Below are 21,419 nucleotides of genomic sequence, written 5' to 3' on the forward strand. Positions count from 1 at the left end.
CTGAGGCAGTTCGAGGGGTTTGATTGAATGCCGCTCTTATCACTGAGTCCGATTAGGTAAGCGTCTTTCAGCTTCCATAAGCCTACGTAACCCGAACATAGGTTAAGTCCTGTCATAAAAAAAAATCGAGGCGTCAATAGGCGAATACCTTCAGCAAAAAGGATCAAGCCCATTAAAGAGGGTTTTTGGATGGCAGTAATTTCGCTATCCCTTTTTCTGTGCAAATAGCCTTTAAGGGTTGGTCCCAAGATTCAGTGGGAAGTTGCTCTAAGAGATCTCGTTCAAAGACAATTCCGATGGTTGGGATATCAGCCCAACTGGGTGAGGCTAATAAGCGGTCGTAATATCCACCGCCATACCCCAAGCGATACCCGTTGCGATCGCAAGCCACAGCTGGCACCAAAATCAGATCAATCTCATCAGCCGATAACTCAGGAAAATCTGGATAAGGTTCCCAAATTCCATACTTACCCTTTTGCAGCATTTGGGAGTTTAGGGGATTACAGCGATGCCAAATCAAATGCTGTCCCACACATCGAGGGAGGCCCCACTCTCGGTCTTGTCCTTGTAAAAACAGCCAGCTTAAATCGGGTTCTTGTCGAAATGTCATATAAGCCAAAACGGTTTTGGCTTGCCCCCAGAGGGATGAATCTAGTAACTGCTGGCAGAGAGTCTGACTAAAAAGACGCCATTGCTCAACAGGCATCGATTGACGCTGCGTCAGCAATTGACGTCTCAAAGTATTCTTGTCGAGTTGAGGATTAGAGCCAGAAGACTGCACTAAAACTGGGTTGCCACCAATAAGAACAAACTATCCACTAGCAGCGTGCCCAATACAGATCCTGAGAAAGCCCACCAACAGAGCTGGTCTTTTTGCCCTGTCCAGGTATCCGGGGGCAGTAAGGGGCGAATACTCATCACACAGAGTCCAACCACTAAAACCATCGCCCAAAATTGTCCCCAAGGGGTTTGGGTATGCTCTAAAGCTTTTGGCAATAGTGCCATAGCTTCTGTTTGATCCGTTTGAATCAAGACTCGCCAGGTGGGCATTAAATCCACCAGGAAGAAATACACATCCGTGACGGTTGAGCCAATCAAAGACCCTAAAAAGAACAGAGAGCCAATTTTAAGACGGGAATTGAGTAAGGCCCAAATGGCGATGGGTAAACCAATCGCTTCCATCGGCACGTGCCATAAAGGCTCTGCTCGAAACCAACCCCAATAAATTGAGCCGGAGAACCAGGCCAAAGCAAAGCCAAACAGCAAATCACCCCAGATTTGAGTTTTGTCTTGACGCATCAACCCATAACTTCCCAAAAGCCACCCTCCTGTGGCCACCAGACTTAGCCATGGCCAAGTCCTCACCAAAGGCGCTTGGATCAGCACAGGTAAGGACACCAAAAACATCGCGGCGCTGAATAGCATCCAGCTCTGAAACGTCCCCATGCTTTGAATGGTTTGCCTGAGGGAGCTTTGAAAAGTTTGTTTCAAGGATTATTCTCCAGATTTTTTCAAAGTTATAAAAATGCTAATAATTCAATATGATTGATTAGGCAATAATCGTTAATATTCGTTAATATTTTGCGTTTATTGAGTCATCCTTAAGGTGGCATGTAATTCAGATTAGTGTATCACGGGAAGGTCTGATGGCTGTGCCTTCTACAACCTAGCTACAACTAGCTCTCCTGCTTGAATTACTAATAATTAATTAAACATATCTCCTCAAATCTAATGCGCATTATTTTGCAAAGAGTTAATGAATCACGGGTCGAAGTTGCGGGTCAAATGATTGGCGAAATTCAAAAAGGTCTCAATTTATTAGTAGGAATTACCCCTTCTGATACGGAGCAAGAAGTGGCTTGGATGGCCCGTAAATGTTTGGAGCTACGAATCTTTCCCGATTCGTCGGGCAAGCTGTCCCAGTCTGTCCAAGATATAGAGGGCGAATTACTCGTGATTAGCCAGTTTACATTGTATGGAGATTGTCGGAAGGGGCGGCGGCCTTCCTTCGATCAAGCGGCACCCGGTGCCATCGCAGAAAAGATTTATGATCAATTCGTGGCCAAACTGAGAGCCAGCGGTTTACAGGTCGAAACGGGACAGTTTGGCGCCATGATGAATGTTTATATCGAAAATGATGGTCCTGTAACTTTAATTTTGGAACGAAAGGCTGAAAGGCAAATACCATAAACCCCCACTATTCTTTGCCCCAAAATAATGCCTGCTTACAAGCTCAAAAAAGGGGATATTCAAGATAGATGACGTTAGGGATTGCCATTTCTAGCGGAGTTGAGTCAAACTGCCTGTGTGGTAATCAATAGCGGGTCTCTCCAGAATTATGTGCGGTATTGTCGGTTACATTGGTCCTCAGACGGCCAGCGGAATTCTGCTCTCAGGTCTACAAAAACTGGAATATCGAGGTTACGATTCAGCGGGGATTGCCACTGTGTCAGAGGCCCAGCTCCAATGTATTCGGGCTAAGGGCAAACTTCATCACCTGGAAGAGAAGTTGGCCAGTTGGGAAAATTCGGCTGTTCTGGGCATTGGCCACACGCGATGGGCCACGCACGGCAAACCTGAAGAACATAACGCCCATCCCCATCGAGATGCTCACGACCGCTTGGCTGTGGTGCAAAACGGGATTATCGAAAACTATCGAGACCTCCGAGAGGAACTGAAAGAGCGGGGCTGTACATTTCGCTCTGAAACCGATACAGAGGTTATCCCCCATCTAATCGCGGAAAAGCTTGACGCTCTGAAATCGGCTGGAAAGCCTTCCCTACTAGAAGCGGTTCGACAAGCAGTCAATCAGTTGGAAGGCGCATTTGCGATCGCAGTGGTGTCCGCTGACTTCCCAGATGAACTGATCGTGGCTCGTCAGCAAGCCCCCTTAGTGGTGGGATGTGGGGATGGCGAATATTTCTGTGCCTCCGATACACCAGCTTTGATTCACCATACCCGCACGGTCTTAAACCTAGAAAACCAAGAACTGGCCCGCTTGACTACTCAGGGGGTCAACCTCTACCACTTCGATGGTAACCGGGTTCGTCGCCCACCCCACACCCTCAACTGGAATCCAGTCATGGTGGAGAAGCAAGGCTTCAAACACTTTATGCTCAAGGAAATCTATGAGCAGCCAGGGGTCGTGCGCACTTGCCTGGAACAGTATGTAGATAGCAGCTGGCAGCCGGAACAGGAGAAAAGTCCCATTCGCCTGAATTTAGCGCCAGAGTTGACTGAGAACCTAGAAAGCATTCAAATTATGGCCTGCGGGACTAGCTGGCATGCCAGTTTGGTGGGCAAGCATCTGCTGGAACAGTTGGCAGGTATTCCAACGGTGGTTCAGTATGCCTCGGAGTTTCGGTATGCACCGTCACCCTTGACGGCCAATACCCTCACGATTGGGGTTACTCAGTCCGGAGAAACCGCCGACACTCTAGCTGCATTAGAAACGGAACAACAGCGTCGTGCCCAGCAACCTCCTCATTTACAGGCTCGTCTGTTAGGTATAACCAATCGCCCCGAAAGTTCTCTGGCTCGCCTAGTGCCCGCTATTATTGATACCCATGCCGGGATTGAAATTGGGGTGGCAGCCACTAAAACCTTTATGGCTCAACTGATGGCCTTTTACTTTTTGGCGATTGAGTTGGCCCATCAACGCAAAACAGTTCCCCCCCAGCGCTTAGGTGAAATTATCAATGGTCTGCAACAGCTCCCTGCCCAGCTAGAGCAGGTTTTAGAAAGTCAGGAGCGCTATGTGGAAACCCTGGCCCATGACTTTGTAGAAACCCAGGACTTTATCTATATCGGTCGAGGCATTAATTTCCCCATTGCCCTAGAAGGAGCACTAAAGCTAAAGGAAATTAGCTATATCCATGCGGAGGGATATCCGGCAGGGGAGATGAAGCATGGTCCCATCGCCTTGCTCGATGCCAAGGTACCAGTGGTTGCGATCGCAATGCCAGGAACGGTCTTTGAAAAGGTTCTCTCCAATGCCCAAGAGGCACGGGCACGGGATGCTCGGTTGATTGGCGTTACTCCCATGGATGAGCGGGAAGCCAAAGAGACCTTTGATACGTTGTTACCTGTACCTGCGGTGGATGAGATTATTTCGCCATTACTGACGGTGGTGCCGTTGCAGTTGTTGTCCTATCATATTGCCGCCCTGCGGGGTTTAGATGTGGATCAACCTCGCAATTTGGCTAAATCCGTGACGGTTGAGTAATATTACTCAGACTGATTTCTTGCCGTCTCTTCAGCTCTTTTATAGACGGCTAGAGGATCTATCAGCATGTCACCCGGTTGAGGTTCTAAATCAGCCGTCGACAACAAAACTCTTCCTTTTTCTATATCCATCCAAGTGATGATAGCTCTGACCCAAGCATGTCGTCGAAAAACTTGTTTGGGATCGTCAATAGGATCATGAGAAATAGCGGAATTAAGCAATAGGGCAAAACATCCTCCAATATCTACAAAAACACCATCGGGTTGAATTTTATGAACTTTACCGTCTACGATCTGTCCAACTTGTAGAGTTTCCAGACGTGCTTGGCGTTCATGATAAATATGTGCGGGATGGCGATGACCTGAAAAATCTAGTTCGCCTATTTCTTGATGGATTTTAGACTGCCTTTCTTGATACCAATGTAAATCAATTTCGTTTACTGCCAGATCAGTGATGAGATTCTCATAAAAACTTGAGAGCTTGTAAGCATCAATTGGTCGTCCATATACCGCTAGCAGAAGAGATGTGGAAAGATCAGCGATAAATTGCCGTAAGATTTGTTGGGTTACGGTCAAGTACTTTTGTCGATGTTGCTGAGCTTCTTGAGCATTTCTGTCTTCACCTCCTCCATATATTGCTAGCCTTTGCTCCCAGCGATCATAAGCAGTGTTTTCTGGGGTGAGTAAGTTGTGCCAATTAATATTACTAAGATTGTCAGAACTTGACCACCGAGAACGCTGATAGTGGAGATCAATAAATTCAATAATGCTATTAGTAAAAGCTAAAACTAGGTTGCTTGGTTTGATGAAAATTTTGAGTCGCGTTTGGTCTTCATAAGACATCCATGGCTCAATCCTAAAACAGAGAAGGTCTGTCTCAGTACTTTCTGCAATCAGCTCAACTCCTCGACCTTCTTCATTGATTACCATTTTGGCGGGAAGATGAGAATCTCGAATTTTTCCTAGCCACACATAAAGCTCTGGATAAGGATCAAATACTGAGGATGTGTGAATGACGGTACAAATCTCATCAGTCTCTATATGCATAAAGATCCAACCCTTGGGTGACTCATTAACTTTATTTTGAGTAAAGAGGACTTTCATCGTTAATGATTGAAGGTTGAAAAAATTTTGGAGAATTTAGAAGCTGAAGACAAGAAGTATTTGACAGGCTAATCGATTCTTGAGTTCTCTGGAGATCGGGTATATCGGTGTTTAATCCCTACTGGAAAGTAGGTCGGATCGCCGTTAGCCAATAAGTGAATCTGTGGGGTTTGATAGCTTGCAGGAACATAGTTAGCAAATTCACTATTGAGTCTGCGAAGCTGTTGCAAGATGGATTGAGCCATCGCATGCTCTCTGGCTATGCTAGCCGTTTGACCTGGTGCAAGTTCTACATAAATCACTAAATGAGAGTTTTGATCGGCATCCGTTTGCACCTGCATCACAAATTTGCCTGTGACCCAATCGCAAATCTCCGGCTGTTCTAGACCCACCGTCACATTCTCTGGATAGATATTGGCCCCAAAAAACGATACGGTGAAATGAGAGCGGCCAAATACATAGACAAAGGGTAGGGGGCGAATAGGGGCATGGCCTTGTTGTTGCAATGTTGTAATCGCATCAAAGCCATGAGCCTGCAAAAACGCCAACATCTGATCGTAGGGGAAAATACCACCGCGATCGCAAATGTGATACCGAATGAGGGGAATTCCATTATTACCCGAGAATAGAAGTGTTCCCTCTTCAGTGACTTCGAAATATCGACTCGTGGGATCGTACTGAACTAGGGTCGGCAAGCGAGCTTCCCCAAATACCTCAGCTGCAATATCTGGATGATTAGCCAAAAATCGACGAATACAAATGCTGAGCGGGGTTTCATTTCCCAGTACCCCGGCATCTGCTGTGCCATACAAAGAGGCCGAGTCAAAGCAGGAGTTAGTTGAACCGACCCGCGTCCCGATTAAATCTCGCCATGCTTCGCTAAACACTTCCCCGGCCATCACCCATTTGAGATGGTATTGAGGCCACGGAACCCCTTCTGTCAGTCCTGTATCAATGACATCCTTGAGAAATGGTGGATATCCCAGCAGTACAACCTGCTCAAACATCGGCCCCAGGGCTTGTACCACCCGCAGAATTTCAGTTTTATTATTGCCAGGCGTAATCACTGTGAGGGGATAGCCTTTACTGGCTAAATGACGACAACAGTTGGCGGTATACATCCCTCCTACCCAGGTCCCTAAGGCAAAGCAAACCACCGCGAGAGTCCGCTTTTGATCTGCGGCAAAGCTATCGGCAAAAATTTGCTCAAAACGAGTCGCAATTTGATATTCATCAGTGATGAAGCGCGGCCAAAAGGTCGGTTCTCCCGTCGATCCAGAAGATACCGCCATCATGTCACAGGTCTCCAACTTGCCGTCACGACAGAGACGAGGCAGTGGAAACTGCCGTAAATAATTATCTTTAGTCGTTAGAGGTAGAGTGACAAAGTCTTCTAGCGTCTGAATTTGTGTAGGGTCAATCCCCTGTTGTTGCAGGAAGTCTTTGTACGCCGGAACCGTCTGGGCAACCCGATGAAACAAAGATAGGACTTGCGCAGAGACAGAAGTTGGGGAAACAATCAGCTCCTCTAAGGACGTGTCGAGGAACGTCTGTAAAGCCTTAATTGTATTCCGGAGAGAGCCAGCCATAGAGAGAGAGGAAAGTACTCCCCTTATCTTGGCAAACCGCTAGCGTTCGAGTCGATATTATTGAGACTGAAATTGTAATTCTTGAGATGCCTGGTCAGAGGGTCCTAATGTATCAGCAAAGGAGGGGATATGGATCAAGGCATGTTGATTGCGTCCCGCATCCTTGGCTTGCATCAAGGCTTGCGTGGTTTTATCCACTAACTTTGTCATGGGGATATCATGGGCAGGTCGCACAAACCCGATCCCTATACTGACAGTGACATATTCACTAATGGGGGAATAGATATGTTTGATTTTTAAGGCTTCTATGGATTCGATACAGCGCTGAGCTAGAGGTTCGGAATTAGCGGTATTCGGTAGCAGTAGAGCAAAGGTTTCCCCTTCAAATCTGGCCACCAGGTCTGCAGGACGCTTGAGAAGAGATTCTAATTGAGACGCAATTTTTTTCAGACAATCATCGCCAGCAACAAACCCATATCCCTCATTAAATTGTCGGAAAAAATCTAGATTGATCAGAAATAGTGTCATGGGAGTCTGCTCACGAATCGCTCGCTTCCACTCTTTATCCAAACAGTCATTGAAATGCCGTCGGTTGGCAATAAAGGTTAACTCATCAGTGGTAGAGATCAGAGAAAGTTTTTTGTTGGCTTCTTCTAATTCCTTGGTGCGATCGCGGACAACGGTCTCCACAATCTTCGACTGCCGTAGGATAAAGAACACATAAGCTTCAGCCAGCACCGTAAATACTAAACCAACCCAGAACACCGCCCAGGGTAAGCCACTTCGCTTCTCATTGAAATAAACATTAGAGGGGATAGCAGCGATAGTCCATTGCTGACCCGCAATAGGTTTGAGATCGTATCGATACTCATGTTCAGACAGCGACTGGCCTAATTTCGATTGCCGAGCATAAGGAATGTTCTGATTGGCCGTGTCAATGAGTTGAAGGTTGATGGCATCAACAGCACCCGGTTGAATAGCAGCATTGACCAAATCACTGATTCGGAAGACCCCCAAAACCAAACCTTGCAAACGTTGGCGTCTGCTGTCTAATGTGTTGGGTTGGTCTTGATAGACGGGGATGAAGGTGATGAAGCCTTTTTGGTCTTCTCGCTCCTGCACCAAGGTCAAATTAGTTGTGGATTGGACCATCCCCGTATCTATTGCTAAGGTGATAGCTTCCATGCGACTGGCATCGGATGCAAGATCAAATCCTAAAGCTAATTCATTGCCTGCAAAGGGTTCCAGAAACGATACTGGAAAATAGTTTGATCGTTTCTGGGCACGAACCATCTTGCCTTGACTGACCTGTTGGGTAATTTCAAAAGCAGGATAATCTTGTTGCCGCTGTTTGATAAAAGTTGCCCGGTCTGCATGTTTAACTTTAGGTACCCATTCCAGAGCTTGAATATCTTTGTGACGAGCTAAGAGGTTGTGAGTGAACTGTTTGAATTCTTTTGGTTTGACCTGATCAGAACTATCAAACAAAAGTTTGAGGCTATTAATGACTTCCATCTTGGCATCAATATTGGCCTCCAAGCGATGGACCTGCTCATTGATATCCTGCTGAAAATCTTTCTGAATAGATTGAGTTTCTAGATAATAGAACTTCGTTGCCAATAACGCTGATAGACCAATTCCCAATATTCCTGTGGGAATAGAAATTAACGCTATTTTTCTGTTCAAAACGAATACTCCCCTCTGGATTACTTACAAAAACAGGTCGATAAAGCTAGATCAGTCATCCATCGGGCGTAAGCAAAGGATCGGGGATGCATGGCTCAAAGAAAAACGGGTCAAGGACAATAGATCCTGTACCCGAACCAAAAAACTATCATGACCCTACCATCGCAATTGCTAACCGTGCTAGCCCATGACGAATTTCTAGAACAAACTGAAGCACTCAAAGTATCAACCAGCCTGAGTCAGATGGTTTATATCGTTCTGCAAATGGGCTTGTTTCTAGCTCGCTGTCTTCTGGAGGATGAACTCTCAAGGCGCGCGAAAGCAGTATTTGTATGGCCTGTATGTACTACCTGCGGAACCCGCTTACATTCGAAGGGATGGGAATCTCGTCAGATGCAGACACTGGTAGGCACTATCTCTTGAAAGCGACGGGTGGGCCGTTGTCCCAAAGGATGTCCAGGCAGTCTGTTGACTCCCCTGGATCAAGCCATTGGGATTGCCCCCTATCAGCACAGCAGCGAAGAACTGGTGCGTCTGGGCTGCTTGTTGAGTCTGTTCATGCCCTATGAACTGGCCAGTTGGATGCTGGGTCAGTGGAGTGGTCTATCCGTGAGTCCATCCAGTTTGTGGAACTGGGTGCAATCCGTGGGTAACAAAGCTCAGCAGGAATTAGAAGCTCAACTCAACGCTCAATCATCAGGGACTCAGGCCCCTTGTGAAGCGATTTCAGAGATGTTATCTGCTCTACCTTTGGCCATTGCCGCCGATGGTGTGATGGTCCCCTTTCGCCCCACCCCGAACTCACCCAAGGGAAAAATCCAGTGGCGAGAAGTCAAAGTCGCCATCTTAGCTCGCCTGGGAACACGGGTTACCCGAGCTAAAAAGGAGGTCCCCCAATTACTGCGTCGAAGACTGGTGGCAGTATTGGGCGATATCGACCAGTTCATCCCTTTACTTCAACTCGAAGCTCACAAACAAGACTTTGAATCTGCTCCAAAAGTCATCTGGCTCAGTGATGGGGGACGAGGCTTCTGGCGAGTCTATCGCACCTTGTTCTCTCATTGTGCTGTGGCAGTCCTCGACTTTTTTCATTCAGCAGGCCATCTGGCACGAGCAACTAAAGCGATGTTTGGAGATGCCCGCTCTGCTCAAGCCCAAGCCTGGTTCCGGCACTGGCGACACCAATTGCGACACGGGCAACACCTACTTGTATTACGGTCCTTGACGATATTGATTCACTCACAACTGTTAACGGGAAAGTCTTTTTCAACGTTGCTCCAGGTGCAGGCTTATTTCCAACGCCATCATAACCACATCCGTTATCGGCACTTTGAACAGCAACAGATTCCTCTCGGGTCAGGAATGGTTGAAAGTGCATGCAAGTGGTTGATTCAGCAGCGCTTTAAGGGAGTTGGCATGCGCTGGAGTGAGGATGGTTTCAACCATTTACTGATCTTGAGAATTGCCTGGGTCAATGAACGGTTTGACTCCTTATTCCCAGAGGTGACCATTCCGAAAACTAAGGCATCCCCGATCCGCTAAATACGCCCTCATCCATCCTGTTTCATTGGGCAAGTAATAATTATCATTCTGTATAAAAAATAGGGACTCACCGACTAGTGAAAATATTATTATTAATAAATCAATGTTGTCCTACGCCTATTTTGCCCACTTAACAGAGGTAAATGTAACAATCATTTTATGCTTTGCTGACGAAATAAATTTATTTTTTCAGGCAGCTAAAAACCTAAAGTCATTAGCCACTTTGGTTCCTGGATAAAGGTATAAGAACCAAAGCTCACACAAGTAGAATAAGTTTTCATAAAAATGATTTTTATCATACAAAAGTTATACAAAAATGCATTAAAAATATTCATCTATATTTAGAAGATTATCGATATGTCTTACTGGGGGCATGTTACCCAAGTGTTGGCTCATCGGTGTGCTTATCTGAATGGCCTAATGGGCTTGCAAAGATGCCATGCTTCCCTCTTGTGGTGGCTCTTAGATGTCTGGGTTAGTACGAACATTAGCAGATAATTCTTGTGCCTTGTCCAGTTCATTCCGGAAAAATTCTACTGAATTGTCACTTGTCTTGACACTTGTAAGTTGCGTCAATAGAAGTTTGAATTTATTCTGGAAAAATGAAAGTGTCAGCATAACGACTGATGGCTATACCATTTCTTTTATGAACTCAAGGATTAGCTTTACGATATCTATTGCGATGGCAAGCTTTAACTGATTGTTCATTGCTAAATCAATAGTAGTGGCCGAGAGTAAGAAAGACGCTAGGATTAAAAACTTTTGTCAGAAAATAAGATCGAATATACTGCAAGACCTCTGATAATAAGCGGGTATTCTAAGTAAAAAAGTATTCATGACAGTGTCGTCCTTGCCGATGTCCGGGGTTTCCGGCCAAGAAATCTATCGCCGCTTAGCCAAAAATATCCAAACCGTTGTCAAAGGACAGAAGCCTGCCATTCGCAAATTATTGGCAGCCTTTGTTAGTGGTGGGCATGTGCTTTTAGAGGACTATCCCGGCACGGGTAAAACGACCTTGGCCAAAGCCTTGGCCCTATCCGTTGATATTGAATTCAAACGAATTCAATTTACCCCTGATCTACTGCCCTCAGACATTTTGGGTGTATCGATTCTCAATCCCAAAGACCAAACCTTTGAATTCCACCAGGGCCCCATTTTTGCCAATTTGATTTTGGCGGATGAGATTAATCGGGCCTCTCCTCGCACCCAGTCGGCCTTACTAGAAGCGATGGCCGAGTCCCAGGTCAGCATTGATGGCCAGCAGATGAAACTGCATGATCCATTCTTTGTGATTGCCACTCAAAACCCCATCGATTCTCAAGGCACCTACCCTTTACCTGAAGCTCAGATGGATCGTTTCTCCATCCAGTTTGGACTCGGGTACATCTCCGCTGAAGAAGAGGTAGAGATTTTATCCAATCAGATGCAGGCCCACCCGATTGAACAGTTGCGTCCCTGCCTATCTCTAGAAGATGTTTTTACCCTCAAACAAGCGGTGAAGCAGATTACCGTTAGTGAGGACCTCAAGCAATACGTTGTCAATATCGTCAATGCCACCCGTCAAGCAGAGGAAGTCCAACTTGGGGCCAGCCCCCGAGGGTCCATTGCCTTGATGAAGATTGCTCAAGCCTTGGCCCTGTTTGATGGCACCCCTGCTGTCCGCCCCAAACATATTCAAGAAGCCGCAGTTTCAGTCCTAGCCCACCGCCTAGTGATGGATCCGCAAGCAAAATTCGCGGGAAAAACATCGGAGCAGGTGGTGATGGATATTATGAGACGGCTTCCCGTTCCGGCATAACTCATGGTGGTCTTAGCAACTCAAACCCATTGCTCGGAAGGGCAAACCATTTATCGTCACTTGGCTGACAATATCCAGCAGGTGATTAAGGGGCAGAATGCGGCCATTCGCAAATTACTGGCGGCCTTTTTTAGTGGTGGCCATGTGCTGTTGGAAGACTATCCCGGCACGGGTAAAACCACCCTCGCCAAGACCCTGGCCTATTCTGTCGATATTGCTTTTAAGCGAATTCAGTTTACCCCTGATTTGCTGCCCTCAGATATTTTGGGAGTGTCCATTCTCAATCCCGAGGACCAGACCTTCCATTTTCATGAAGGTCCGATTTTTGCCAATCTGATTCTGGCAGATGAAATTAACCGGGCCTCTCCTCGCACTCAATCAGCTCTCCTAGAAGCGATGGCTGAGTCCCAAGTGACGATGGATGGCCAGCAGCGAAAGTTGCGTGATCCCTTTTTTGTGATTGCCACCCAAAATCCGGTGGACTTCCAGGGCACTTACCCTTTGCCGGAAGCCCAAATGGATCGATTTGCCTTGCAATTTAGCTTAGGATTTGTGTCCCCTGCTGATGAAATTAAAATCCTGACCCAGCAGCTAGAAGAACATCCCCTCCAGCAGGTTCAACCTTGCATCTCCTTAGAAGAGATCTTTACTCTCAAGCAGGCGGTGAAACAGGTGCGGGTCAGTCGGGAACTCAAACGCTATATCGTCGATATCGTCGCTGCTACTCGGCAGGTACCGGAGGTCCAACTGGGGGCGAGTCCTCGCGGATCACTCACCTTAATGAAAGTGGCCCAAGCCTTAGCCCTGTTCGATGGCTATGAGTATGTCACTCCCGATCATATTCAGGAAGTTGCCGTAGATGTGTTGGCCCATCGGCTGGTGATGTCTCCCCAAGCTTGCTTTGCCGAACAAACCGCCCAGGATTGCATTGACCGTATTCTGACTAGTATTCCGGCGCCTGCCTAAGTTATGGATGTATTGACGTATCGCTGTCTCCGTTTCATCTATGTCACCCGTAAATGGCTGGTGCAGCAGTTTACGCCTGCAGGATTAGGGGTATTGGGGGGCGGTATTGGGAGTGCGATCGCAAGTCTCGGTTCCACCCGCAGCATGTGTCACATTCTTTTCTTCTTTGCCTTTGCTTTGCTGATCTTGGCTACCATTGGCAGTCGGTTGATTCAGTTTCGGTTTAAGGCCACCCGCCTGCTGCCCCGCTTTGGCACCGTTGGTGAACCCTTTCCTTACCAAGTGGTGATTCAGAATCTCTCTCCCCAGCCCCAAAAGGGATTAAAGCTGGTCGAGACTTTTGCCGCCCCCTTTCCCAGCTTCCGCGAATTCATTCAGATTAAGCGCCGCTATCCCGTTGGCAACCAATGGCGGCCCCATTGGCGGCGCTACCTAGTCGAGCAGCAGTGGGCTAAGGCTCATCTGCAGGATCTGCCACCCCTCTCCACCAAAGGTAAAACCAAAGCTATGGTGGAAATCCTTCCCTTGCGACGGGGCAGTTTGCATCTCGAAACCATTACTCTCGCTTGTCCTGATCCCCTGGGCTTAATTTATAAACACCACACCTACGACGTCGGCCAATCCTTGTGTATTTTGCCTCAACGCTATCAGCTCTTGCCGCTAAACCTCTCCCAAGCTAGTCAATACCAGTCTGGTGAAACCCTCCGCACCTCCGCAGTAGGAGAGGCCCTAGAATTCCGCTCCCTACGAGACTATCGAGCGGGAGACCCCACCAATAAGATTCACTGGAAAAGCTGGGCTAAAGTCGGTCGTCCCATTGTCAAAGAGCAACAGGACGAGACCGCCATCCACCATGCCTTGATTCTAGATACCTTCCAGCTAGAACCCCACAGCCCCCTCTTTGAAGAAGCTATTGCTGTGGCCATCTCTTTTCTAATGCAAGAACAGCCTGAAGCCTCTCTACTGGATGTGATCTATGCAGCAGCCGATCCTCGTTTAGTTACCGTGGGCAAGGGACTGCGCCAACGGGCACAAATCATCGAAACCGTTGCTACTCTCAACCCCAACCCCCATCGAGAACTGGAGTGCCTCAATCCGATCCTTCAATCTCGCTTGTCCCGACTCAGCGGCTGCTTCTGTATTTTGCTGGGCTTTGATGACACTCGCTATGCATTTCTGAAAATGCTCAGCCAGTATGGCATTCCCATCAAGGCTATTTGTCTGTCAGACCTTAGCCTGCATATGGATCCCCAGTTTCAAGAATATTTTGGCCCCCAGTGTCAGCTGCACTCCGGGACCATATCCAATCTACAACAGGAGTTATTGGCCCTATGAAGCAATCAGCGCCAACTCTCTGTAGCCTATCCCTCTGCTTTTGGGGCTATCAAACCGGAGCATGGATCGTCGCGATTCCCATGGCCTTAGCCCTGGAAGCTAGGGAAATGGTTAAACAGCGCTGGCCCCTCACCCTAGACCGACTCAAGCAACTTCATGTTGTAGCCCTATTTTTATGGTTGCTAGCTGTATTTTTTCTCCCCCCGAATTCTCCCGAGGCCATCCCCTACGCAGCCAGATATCATTTGATCAAATGTTTGCCCATCGGACTATTTCCCTTCGTCCTGGCTCAGACTTACTGTAGAAATTTCGTCTCAGTCTATCGCCAATATCTAGGCAATATCGCCCAGTCTTGGAAAACAGTTAATTGGTATTACCCCTACTTTGGCATTTGTCTACTCGCCGCCAGTGCCACCGGCGGCAACCTGTTCGTCTTCCTGGCTATCAGCGCAGTACTCATTGCGCTTTTCTTAGGAACAGTACGCTGTCCCGTTAACCGCAAACTCTCCCTACGATTTTCCCAGTCCACTTTTTACGGTCTGATTGTTCTGGCATTGGTCCTTAGCCTGATCAGCACTCATCAGGTCTATTGGCTCCAGGCCAATGTTCGGCTCCCCGGCCCCGCTGTTTTCGGCGACTTTATTCAGAAAATGGCTCGAATTTGGCCCGACGATCCAGGTCGAGGTTACCAAGGGGATCTGGATCGGTTACTGGAGGATATGGAGCTAGAAACTGACACAATTGTTAGGTCCAAAAACGGCAATCAAAATTCCAATACGCCTGGCAGTACTGACTCGCCCAGCCATTCCAGCGGCACCCCTTCAAGCACCCCAACATCGGGAACGCCAAGCAACTCTGGCAACAACAATAGCAACCCCTCCACCCCCGATGGTGCTACTCCAGAAGATTCTACTGAAGACTCATCCGCCACACCTGAGCAAGAACCAGATTCAGACATCAGTCAGCCCAACGAGGAAACCAGTTCCCCAGACATTTCCGATCCCAGTCCTGCACAGAACCCTGGAACCTCTCAACCCCCAGATAATTCAGCGCCAACCAGTGGACCAGGCCGTAAAAATCCAGGACAGACGAAAGCTCCTAGTCAGCAGCCCCAGCCCGGTCAAAATGATGGGCAATCCCTCCCTAGTCTTGTGCAACGATCAGGCGGCATCGTTGACCCTGAAAAAGCCCAAACTCAAATCGGTAATATTGGGTCTCTGCAACGTTCCAATGCCATTCTGTTTCGGGTTGCTCTTAACCAAAAAGCCAATAGCCCCAAACCCCAATTTCCGCTCTATATTCGAGAAGCTACCTACAACCAATACCAGTCAGGTAGCTGGAATGCTGTCTGGTCCAAATTTACGGCCAAACGTCCACGGTCCAAACGCCAGAGCTGGCGCTTTGGTGCAACAACGAACCGAACGACTTCAGTCCGCATTTCATCTGAGTTACTCCAGAAGGAAGGAATCTTAAAACTGCCCCTGGGTACTTCTGAAGTCAACCAGCTTAAGGTTAGAACCCTGAAAGAAAACCAGTACGGTACGGTTGGTATCCAGGGAAAACCCGGTCCTCTCGCCTATACAGTGCAGTTTGATCCTAGACAATCTCTAGACAGTCCACCCACCGTCTTTGATAAAGCTGTCCCTACCGCTGAAAAGCCTACCCTCAAAAAAGTTCTTAATTCCTTGGATCTAGATGGTAAATCTGATGCAGATAAGGTTGAGGCCGTTTCAGCTTTCTACAAAACCCAGGGGTTTCAATATTCCCTCGATCTGCCAAAACCCAAGAAAAACAAAACGCCGATGGCAGCTTTCTTGCTAGACCATCGGTCGGGCCATTGTGAGTACTATGCCTCGGCTACCTCACTATTGCTCAGATCGGCAGGCATCCCTACTCGCTATGCGGTTGGCTATACCGCCCATGAATACAGCCCCACGGAACAACAATATATTGTCCGCCTCAAAGATGCCCATGCCTGGGTCTTAGCCTATGTAGACAATACCTGGGTCAAAGTCGAAACCACCCCAGGTGGTGGAATGACCCCAGAGCAAAATACGGGGACGGCCCAAAGTGGCAACGCCCAAGAGGGTTTCACATCACGGGATGGAAACTCAGCCCAGGACGGCACCTCATCTGAAGATAGCTCCTCAATGGGGGAAAATAACAAGCCACCCTCTAAATCTTTTTTCGAAAAACTATCTGAAGCTTGGTCTGAATTAATGACCCTGCTCTCTAAAAATTCGGAGACCCTGATTTGGGCCGGTTCAATGATTGTGCTGGGACTGGCGATTATTTTTGGATCTATCTATTTAATCTGGAGGATGATCCATAAAAAACGTTCACAGCAGTCAAAAAGACGGAGGTATCAGGGAGCAGAACGCCCCCGAAAACCGACCACTGGCGGGCTAGACTCTGAGTTTTACCAAATTGAGAAACGTCTGGGAGATTGGGGGCTTGCACGTCTGCCCTCGGAAACTGTCCGCAAATGGTTGGGGCGATTGGATCAGGAACTGCCCGATGCATATATGAGTGAACTGCATCAAATAATCGATTTGCACTATCGCTACCGTTTTGACCCCCAAGGTCTCACTGAGGAGGACAGAGAAAAGTTGAAACTCATGATCCAATCTTGGCTCAGTGAATTTAAACAACTCTCTGTGCAAAGACCTCGCTCAGCCATAAATCACTGAGGTATAGACTATCCATTAGAGGATCATTCTTTCTCATTGACAGCATGTTTTGAAACCAGTGAATTCAATGGACACGATTACAGTTCGGCAGTCAGCCAAGCTATATATTCACTGGCCTGAAGGAGGTGGATTCCAACAAATTGAGATGCTGATTAACGGTGTCCCGCTTATTGAACTTGTCCGAGAAGTGGAATTACCTTATGCAGAGGAAGAATTCGATCAACGAACTGCCGATGGTGAAGGTATAGACGATTTAGGTTCGCGAGGAGCACTGGCTGGTGACTATCACTACTTACCTCCATCCATAGCACTACCCCCTTCACAAAATTTTTTTGGCGAACCATACAATCACGGACTTTTGACAGAATCTGATGACCCAGTCAACCTAAAGTCTGTGATTTTGTCATGCACCTGTGGTGTCACTGAATGTTGGTTTCTTATGGCTAACATCACATTGAAGGAAAAATTGGTGGTATGGGACAATTTTCAGCAATTTCACCGCGATTGGGCCTATACGCTAGGACCGCTTGTGTTTGATCGAGAGCAGTATACAGCCGCATTTAATGCTGCATAGCCAATTACCGCTACAAAATAGCGATATAAGCCGAAATTGAGCGTAATGAATATCGTTTTTGTAGATTAGGGATGTACAACATCCACAGCAACTTATAATTTTGAGTTTTGCAGGCAGATAGCGGATCCGTTGATGTTGAGATTGTTGATTATCACTAACATTATGAGCAAACCAACTAATCGTATGCGCCCCGTTCATCCAAGAGAAATTCTTAGGGAAGATTATCTTATCCCTCTCAATATGAGCGGCAATGCATTGGCTTTAGCCCTGAATGTTCCAGCGACTCGGATCCACGAAATTGTGAAAGAGCGTCGTTCCGTTACTGCTGATACAGCTGAGCGCCTCGCTCGCTACTTTGGCGGAGATGCAGCCTCCTGGCTAAATCTTCAAGCGATGTATGATCTCAAAACACTACCAACACGAGATGAAATTATTAGGCGAGTTAAACCTCGATCAGTGAAGCAATCAGCTTAATCTTTGTTTTCTCAAAAATGGATCAAGTAAAAATCACAAGATCATCGTGAACTGACGTTCCTTGAGAGCGCATCACTTTTTACAGATAAAAAATAAACTCCTGGTTTTTTGTTCTCTCACAGTTACCAAATCAATGGGTTTGAGCGCAGTCTGAATATTCTTTCAAAAAGGTGACATGCTCCCAGCTCCTTCAATCCAGTATGCGGTGGGTAAAAAAATGCGTGGATTTAGGTGAGTGTCGAAAAGGTAAGTTTACTTGTTGTGTTGAGAATGTTCACTCGCATTCAGAAAGGGGAATTCTGGATACACAACGAAATTCCTAATGGTTACGGGTCGTTCATGGGTAGCTTTTTCGCTTTTGCCTGACTCAAAACCAAAAAAGACCTGAGCTAGGAGTGCAACCAATGAGCTATAAAATTATCCAACCCATTAGCCTGACAGACGGGATTGGTCTTAACCAATTACGCAATGAAGTTAACACTGTGTTAGACGGAGGAGTATCCACGATCCTTTTAGATCTACAAGATGTCACCTTTATCAATAGTTCGGCAATTGGTGCCTTAGTCGCGATGCATAAAGCAGTGCACGGTAAAAGTGGCACTCTATCTTTATGTTCCATGAGAAAACAGGTTAGTCTTGTCCTTAAATTATCTAGAATGGACCAAATTTTTGAGATTTTTGCAGATCAGCAAGCATTTCAGCAAAAACAGGAGACTCCTGTTATTTAGCCTTCTAGCATAAATTCAGGCTGCATATCCCACGGTGGAACGCAGATTACGCAAAAAAGCGTTCTCCAAACAGATCAAACCCAACCCAGGTCAGTCGCTTTAAAGGCCAAGGGACTAGATAGAGCAGGATATCCTAACCTGGGCTAGGAGCATGAACCCGATCTTTCACAGATTGGGGCTGGCCCCAAATTACTTGCTCATGCTTATAAATCACCATCCCTGGCTTGGCCCCTTTAGGCTTATACACATTTTTGGATTCGGTATAAATGACAGGAACCTGGTGGCTTTGTCGAGCCCGACTATAGTAGGCCGCCATATTGGCAGCAAACTGCATATCTCCTGGTTCAGGAACAGCTCCTGCTTCTAATCTCAAGAGCACATGGCTACCCGGAATTTCTTGGGTATGAAACCACAGATCGTAGGTAGTGGCTGTCCGAAACGTGAGCAGGTCATTCTGACGATTATTGCGACCAATCAGTAGCTCCCATCCCGAAGGAGATTGATATTGGTAAAACGGAATTTCAGGTGGGGCATCTTTGCGATACTCCAGCTTCGGGAAATAGTTTTGTAAGATCAGTTCATCTCGAATATCGTGTAGCGTTAACAAATCCGCAGCATCTTCAAATTGCTCTAACTGCTGGATACTGGCTTCCACTTGATCTAAATAGGCAACCTCTGACAGCACCTCTTCTAGCAAAGGCTGCACTTGGGCACGAGAGCGTTTCAGTTTTTGATGGCGTTTGTACCAAGCTTGGGCATTTTGGACTGCGTTTTTTTCTGGATTGAGGGTCAGCGTTCGAGGTTCACCGGATTCAAAATCCTTCAAAGTTAGGGTTTTCATTCCCAACTGCCATTCATGCAAATGGGCCATCAGTAAGTCAGCCCGTTCTCGATAGGCTTCAGCCGTGTCTGAAGCCTTCAACTGATCCTGAAAGGTTTTAGCTTTCGTGTTGAGTTTCTTGAGATGGCCTTTGACCTTTTGCTGCAGCTGATGCCGAAGTTGTTTAAAGACCTGCTCGCCTAACTGCTGACTGTAATACTCATCCAGCAGGATTTGAGTATCGGTAGCAGGATGCGTGATATCCCACCCCAATACCGTATAACTCAGAGACTCGCCTCGACACCATCCAGGGGTAAAAGATTGGTTCTCTAAAGCCGACAGCCAATCCTGCCAAGCTTGAAATAGCCGTTGCCAATCTGCTTCTTGTAGCTGTTCTGTAGAGAGATCGGGTTTCAGAGCAACGGTAGAAAGCATGGACAACACCAAAGCCGAACTCAAACCTCGATAGGTTTTGAGTAAATTCCGTTTGAGGGGACCCGGCACTAGGCCTACTTGCCGTTGCCAATGTTCAAAGGATTCTGACAAGGTCGGAATGGGGTCGGTGAGGTGAGGTGGGGGTTGGTAGAGGTCTCCGGTTTGAATAGGGCGAACACTGGACTGTTGAGCGCTAACTTGGTGGGCTGCCGTGACAATTCGATTTTCCGCATTGGTCAATATGACATTGCTGTACTTGCCCATGATTTCTACATAGACATGCCAATCAACGGGGGCTTGAGGGCGCTGTCCAATCTGCAGGTCAATCACCCGTTCCCAAGCGGCAATCGGTTCAATGGCAATCAAAGCAAGGCCATTAAGCTGATGGCGTAGCTGTTGGCTAAAGGTAAAGGTATCTGCTCCTTTGGGTGGGGGTGTTCCCATACAAATTCGGGCAGCTTGGGGATGCCAACTGAGGGCCAGCCACCCCCGCTGATCGAGGGTACGCAGGCCAATATAGACCGTGAACCGATCTTGCTGAACCACCTGTTCGATGCGTGCGGGTAGCCATTGCGATCGCAACTCGCAGCACGCCGCTGTTAATGTCGTAAAGTCAACCTGTTGCACGGGTAATTACAAGTAAATGGACCTCTTGGCTGTGGATCCAAGACTCTCAAACCAATCTTTCACAAATTTATCCATATTTTAAGGATTTATACTGATTTGTCGATTCAAGCCTTGGAAAGCTGATTTTACATGACTATTTTGTATAACTCGATACATTTTTGCCTAAGTAATCCTGTAAATCCTTAAAAAGCTTTCTATGACTAGAAATAAATACTTAAAAATAGGTTGTAGGTCTAGATCTTTTGTGGATAAGATGGAAAAAAGGAAGATATCAGAGCTTTTTTGGGTGATGCGCTCTGATATTACAAAAGGTTGGAATCTGCGTGAGGATTTGTATTTATGGACATCAAGTTAATCAATATAGGCTTTGGCAATATTGTCTCTGGAAATCGAGTGATTTCCATAGTCAGTCCAGAGTCTGCACCCATTAAGCGTATCATCAGCGAAGCTAGGGATCGGGCCCAGTTGATCGATGCTACCTATGGGCGGCGCACACGCGCAGTAATCGTAACCGATTCAGGCCATGTTGTCCTGTCTGCAATTCAGCCAGAAACGGTGGCTCATCGTTTTATGTCCAATAAGGACACGACTAAGGATTCAGATAAGTAGGACGACCTATCTCCTTCAGGATTGGTATCGAGCAAAATGTTTCCTTTACCCGGTACATCCTCCACCAGTCCTCGAAGGGAATGCCTCGTTATTTGGCATTTTATTTTCATAAAATGAACGGAGTTCGGTTTAGTCTGAAATTTAAATTTTCGTGCTGACTAACCCCCTTATTTCTTCATAGAAAAAGTTCAAATCAGGCTTAACCCGAACGGGCGTTA

The 21,419-nt window shown here is 47.0% G+C and carries 16 protein-coding genes and 1 pseudogene; 11 read left to right on the forward strand and 6 right to left on the reverse strand.

Features of this window, described 5'->3' with window-relative positions:
• Positions 1-172: 172 nt before the first annotated feature.
• Together I1H34_RS07255 and I1H34_RS07260 are read right to left on the reverse strand one after the other, a co-directional pair.
• Complete coding sequence (locus I1H34_RS07255) at positions 173-781, reverse strand: 5-formyltetrahydrofolate cyclo-ligase (protein WP_212665011.1); 609 nt, start codon at positions 779-781, stop codon at positions 173-175.
• Positions 781-1,491, reverse strand: a complete 711-nt coding sequence (locus I1H34_RS07260; RefSeq protein ID WP_212665012.1) for a DUF3120 domain-containing protein — start codon at positions 1,489-1,491, stop codon at positions 781-783. Before I1H34_RS07260 ends, I1H34_RS07255 begins: the two co-directional genes overlap by 1 nt.
• Positions 1,492-1,731: 240 nt before the next feature.
• Between I1H34_RS07260 and dtd the strand changes: the two genes are divergently transcribed.
• Positions 1,732-2,190 carry a D-aminoacyl-tRNA deacylase gene (dtd, locus tag I1H34_RS07265; protein ID WP_212665013.1) on the forward strand — a complete coding sequence of 153 codons (459 nt, stop codon included), beginning with the start codon at positions 1,732-1,734 and terminating at the stop codon, positions 2,188-2,190.
• Positions 2,191-2,338: 148 nt separating this feature from the next.
• Positions 2,339-4,225 (forward strand): glutamine--fructose-6-phosphate transaminase (isomerizing), encoded by a 1,887-nt coding sequence (gene glmS / locus I1H34_RS07270; RefSeq protein ID WP_212665014.1) that lies wholly within the window; start codon positions 2,339-2,341, stop codon positions 4,223-4,225.
• 2 nt (positions 4,226-4,227) lie between these two features.
• On the opposite strand, the gene I1H34_RS07275 is transcribed toward glmS, so the two are convergent.
• The 3 genes from I1H34_RS07275 to I1H34_RS07285 all read right to left on the reverse strand — a co-directional run bounded on the left by I1H34_RS07275 (position 4,228) and on the right by I1H34_RS07285 (position 8,603).
• Positions 4,228-5,328, reverse strand: coding sequence for a S1 RNA-binding domain-containing protein (locus I1H34_RS07275; RefSeq protein ID WP_212665015.1), 1,101 nt, complete (start codon positions 5,326-5,328; stop codon positions 4,228-4,230).
• A 68-nt stretch (positions 5,329-5,396) separates the two neighbouring features.
• On the reverse strand, positions 5,397-6,917 hold the full coding sequence (locus I1H34_RS07280) for a phenylacetate--CoA ligase family protein (protein WP_212665016.1): 1,521 nt from the start codon (positions 6,915-6,917) through the stop codon (positions 5,397-5,399).
• Between the two features lie 57 nt (positions 6,918-6,974).
• The gene (locus tag I1H34_RS07285) at positions 6,975-8,603 is read right to left on the reverse strand and encodes a CHASE domain-containing protein (protein WP_212665017.1); all 1,629 of its coding nucleotides are present in this window, start codon (positions 8,601-8,603) and stop codon (positions 6,975-6,977) included.
• A gap of 150 nt (positions 8,604-8,753) precedes the next feature.
• On the opposite strand from I1H34_RS07285, the pseudogene I1H34_RS07295 reads away from it, so the two are divergent.
• From I1H34_RS07295 to I1H34_RS07330, 8 genes and pseudogenes are all read left to right on the forward strand, one after another.
• A pseudogene (locus I1H34_RS07295) lies at positions 8,754-10,145 on the forward strand (ISKra4 family transposase).
• 835 nt (positions 10,146-10,980) lie between these two features.
• On the forward strand, positions 10,981-11,943 hold the full coding sequence (locus I1H34_RS07300; RefSeq protein WP_212665018.1) for an AAA family ATPase: 963 nt from the start codon (positions 10,981-10,983) through the stop codon (positions 11,941-11,943).
• A 3-nt stretch (positions 11,944-11,946) separates the two neighbouring features.
• Positions 11,947-12,909 carry an AAA family ATPase gene (locus tag I1H34_RS07305; protein ID WP_212665019.1) on the forward strand — a complete coding sequence of 321 codons (963 nt, stop codon included), beginning with the start codon at positions 11,947-11,949 and terminating at the stop codon, positions 12,907-12,909.
• Positions 12,910-12,912: 3 nt separating this feature from the next.
• Positions 12,913-14,244: a DUF58 domain-containing protein gene (locus I1H34_RS07310; protein WP_212665020.1), complete on the forward strand. Its 1,332-nt coding sequence runs from the start codon at positions 12,913-12,915 to the stop codon at positions 14,242-14,244.
• Positions 14,241-16,934, forward strand: a complete 2,694-nt coding sequence (locus tag I1H34_RS07315) for a transglutaminase domain-containing protein (protein ID WP_212665021.1) — start codon at positions 14,241-14,243, stop codon at positions 16,932-16,934. Before I1H34_RS07310 ends, I1H34_RS07315 begins: the two co-directional genes overlap by 4 nt.
• A 67-nt stretch (positions 16,935-17,001) precedes the next feature.
• A complete protein-coding gene (locus tag I1H34_RS07320) occupies positions 17,002-17,508 on the forward strand; it encodes a hypothetical protein (protein ID WP_212665022.1) in 507 nt (168 codons plus the stop codon).
• Positions 17,509-17,670: 162 nt separating this feature from the next.
• Entirely contained in the window at positions 17,671-17,982 is a 312-nt protein-coding gene (locus tag I1H34_RS07325; RefSeq protein ID WP_249369889.1) for a HigA family addiction module antitoxin, read from the forward strand.
• Positions 17,983-18,386: 404 nt separating this feature from the next.
• Positions 18,387-18,710 (forward strand): STAS domain-containing protein, encoded by a 324-nt coding sequence (locus I1H34_RS07330; protein ID WP_212665023.1) that lies wholly within the window; start codon positions 18,387-18,389, stop codon positions 18,708-18,710.
• A 133-nt stretch (positions 18,711-18,843) separates the two neighbouring features.
• On the opposite strand, the gene I1H34_RS07335 is transcribed toward I1H34_RS07330, so the two are convergent.
• Positions 18,844-20,592, reverse strand: coding sequence for an Rqc2 family fibronectin-binding protein (locus I1H34_RS07335; protein ID WP_212665024.1), 1,749 nt, complete (start codon positions 20,590-20,592; stop codon positions 18,844-18,846).
• Between the two features lie 339 nt (positions 20,593-20,931).
• On the opposite strand from I1H34_RS07335, the gene remA reads away from it, so the two are divergent.
• Positions 20,932-21,201 carry an extracellular matrix/biofilm regulator RemA gene (gene remA / locus I1H34_RS07340; protein ID WP_212665025.1) on the forward strand — a complete coding sequence of 90 codons (270 nt, stop codon included), beginning with the start codon at positions 20,932-20,934 and terminating at the stop codon, positions 21,199-21,201.
• Positions 21,202-21,419: the final 218 nt, after the last annotated feature.

It is taken from the genome of Acaryochloris marina S15, from assembly GCF_018336915.1.
Classification (GTDB): domain Bacteria; phylum Cyanobacteriota; class Cyanobacteriia; order Thermosynechococcales; family Thermosynechococcaceae; genus Acaryochloris; species Acaryochloris marina_A.

What these genes read in the sequence shown, in the direction of transcription:
- I1H34_RS07330 (WP_212665023.1), top strand. Translation starts at nt 18,387, where the DNA reads ATGAGCTATAAAATTATCCAACCCATTAGCCTGACAGACGGGATTGGT.
- I1H34_RS07280 (WP_212665016.1), bottom strand. Translation starts at nt 6,917, where the DNA reads ATGGCTGGCTCTCTCCGGAATACAATTAAGGCTTTACAGACGTTCCTC.
- I1H34_RS07310 (WP_212665020.1), top strand. Translation starts at nt 12,913, where the DNA reads ATGGATGTATTGACGTATCGCTGTCTCCGTTTCATCTATGTCACCCGT.
- I1H34_RS07275 (WP_212665015.1), bottom strand. Translation starts at nt 5,328, where the DNA reads ATGAAAGTCCTCTTTACTCAAAATAAAGTTAATGAGTCACCCAAGGGT.
- I1H34_RS07305 (WP_212665019.1), top strand. Translation starts at nt 11,947, where the DNA reads ATGGTGGTCTTAGCAACTCAAACCCATTGCTCGGAAGGGCAAACCATT.
- I1H34_RS07315 (WP_212665021.1), top strand. Translation starts at nt 14,241, where the DNA reads ATGAAGCAATCAGCGCCAACTCTCTGTAGCCTATCCCTCTGCTTTTGG.
- I1H34_RS07300 (WP_212665018.1), top strand. Translation starts at nt 10,981, where the DNA reads ATGACAGTGTCGTCCTTGCCGATGTCCGGGGTTTCCGGCCAAGAAATC.
- glmS (WP_212665014.1), top strand. Translation starts at nt 2,339, where the DNA reads ATGTGCGGTATTGTCGGTTACATTGGTCCTCAGACGGCCAGCGGAATT.
- I1H34_RS07320 (WP_212665022.1), top strand. Translation starts at nt 17,002, where the DNA reads ATGGACACGATTACAGTTCGGCAGTCAGCCAAGCTATATATTCACTGG.
- remA (WP_212665025.1), top strand. Translation starts at nt 20,932, where the DNA reads ATGGACATCAAGTTAATCAATATAGGCTTTGGCAATATTGTCTCTGGA.
- dtd (WP_212665013.1), top strand. Translation starts at nt 1,732, where the DNA reads ATGCGCATTATTTTGCAAAGAGTTAATGAATCACGGGTCGAAGTTGCG.
- I1H34_RS07325 (WP_249369889.1), top strand. Translation starts at nt 17,671, where the DNA reads ATGAGCAAACCAACTAATCGTATGCGCCCCGTTCATCCAAGAGAAATT.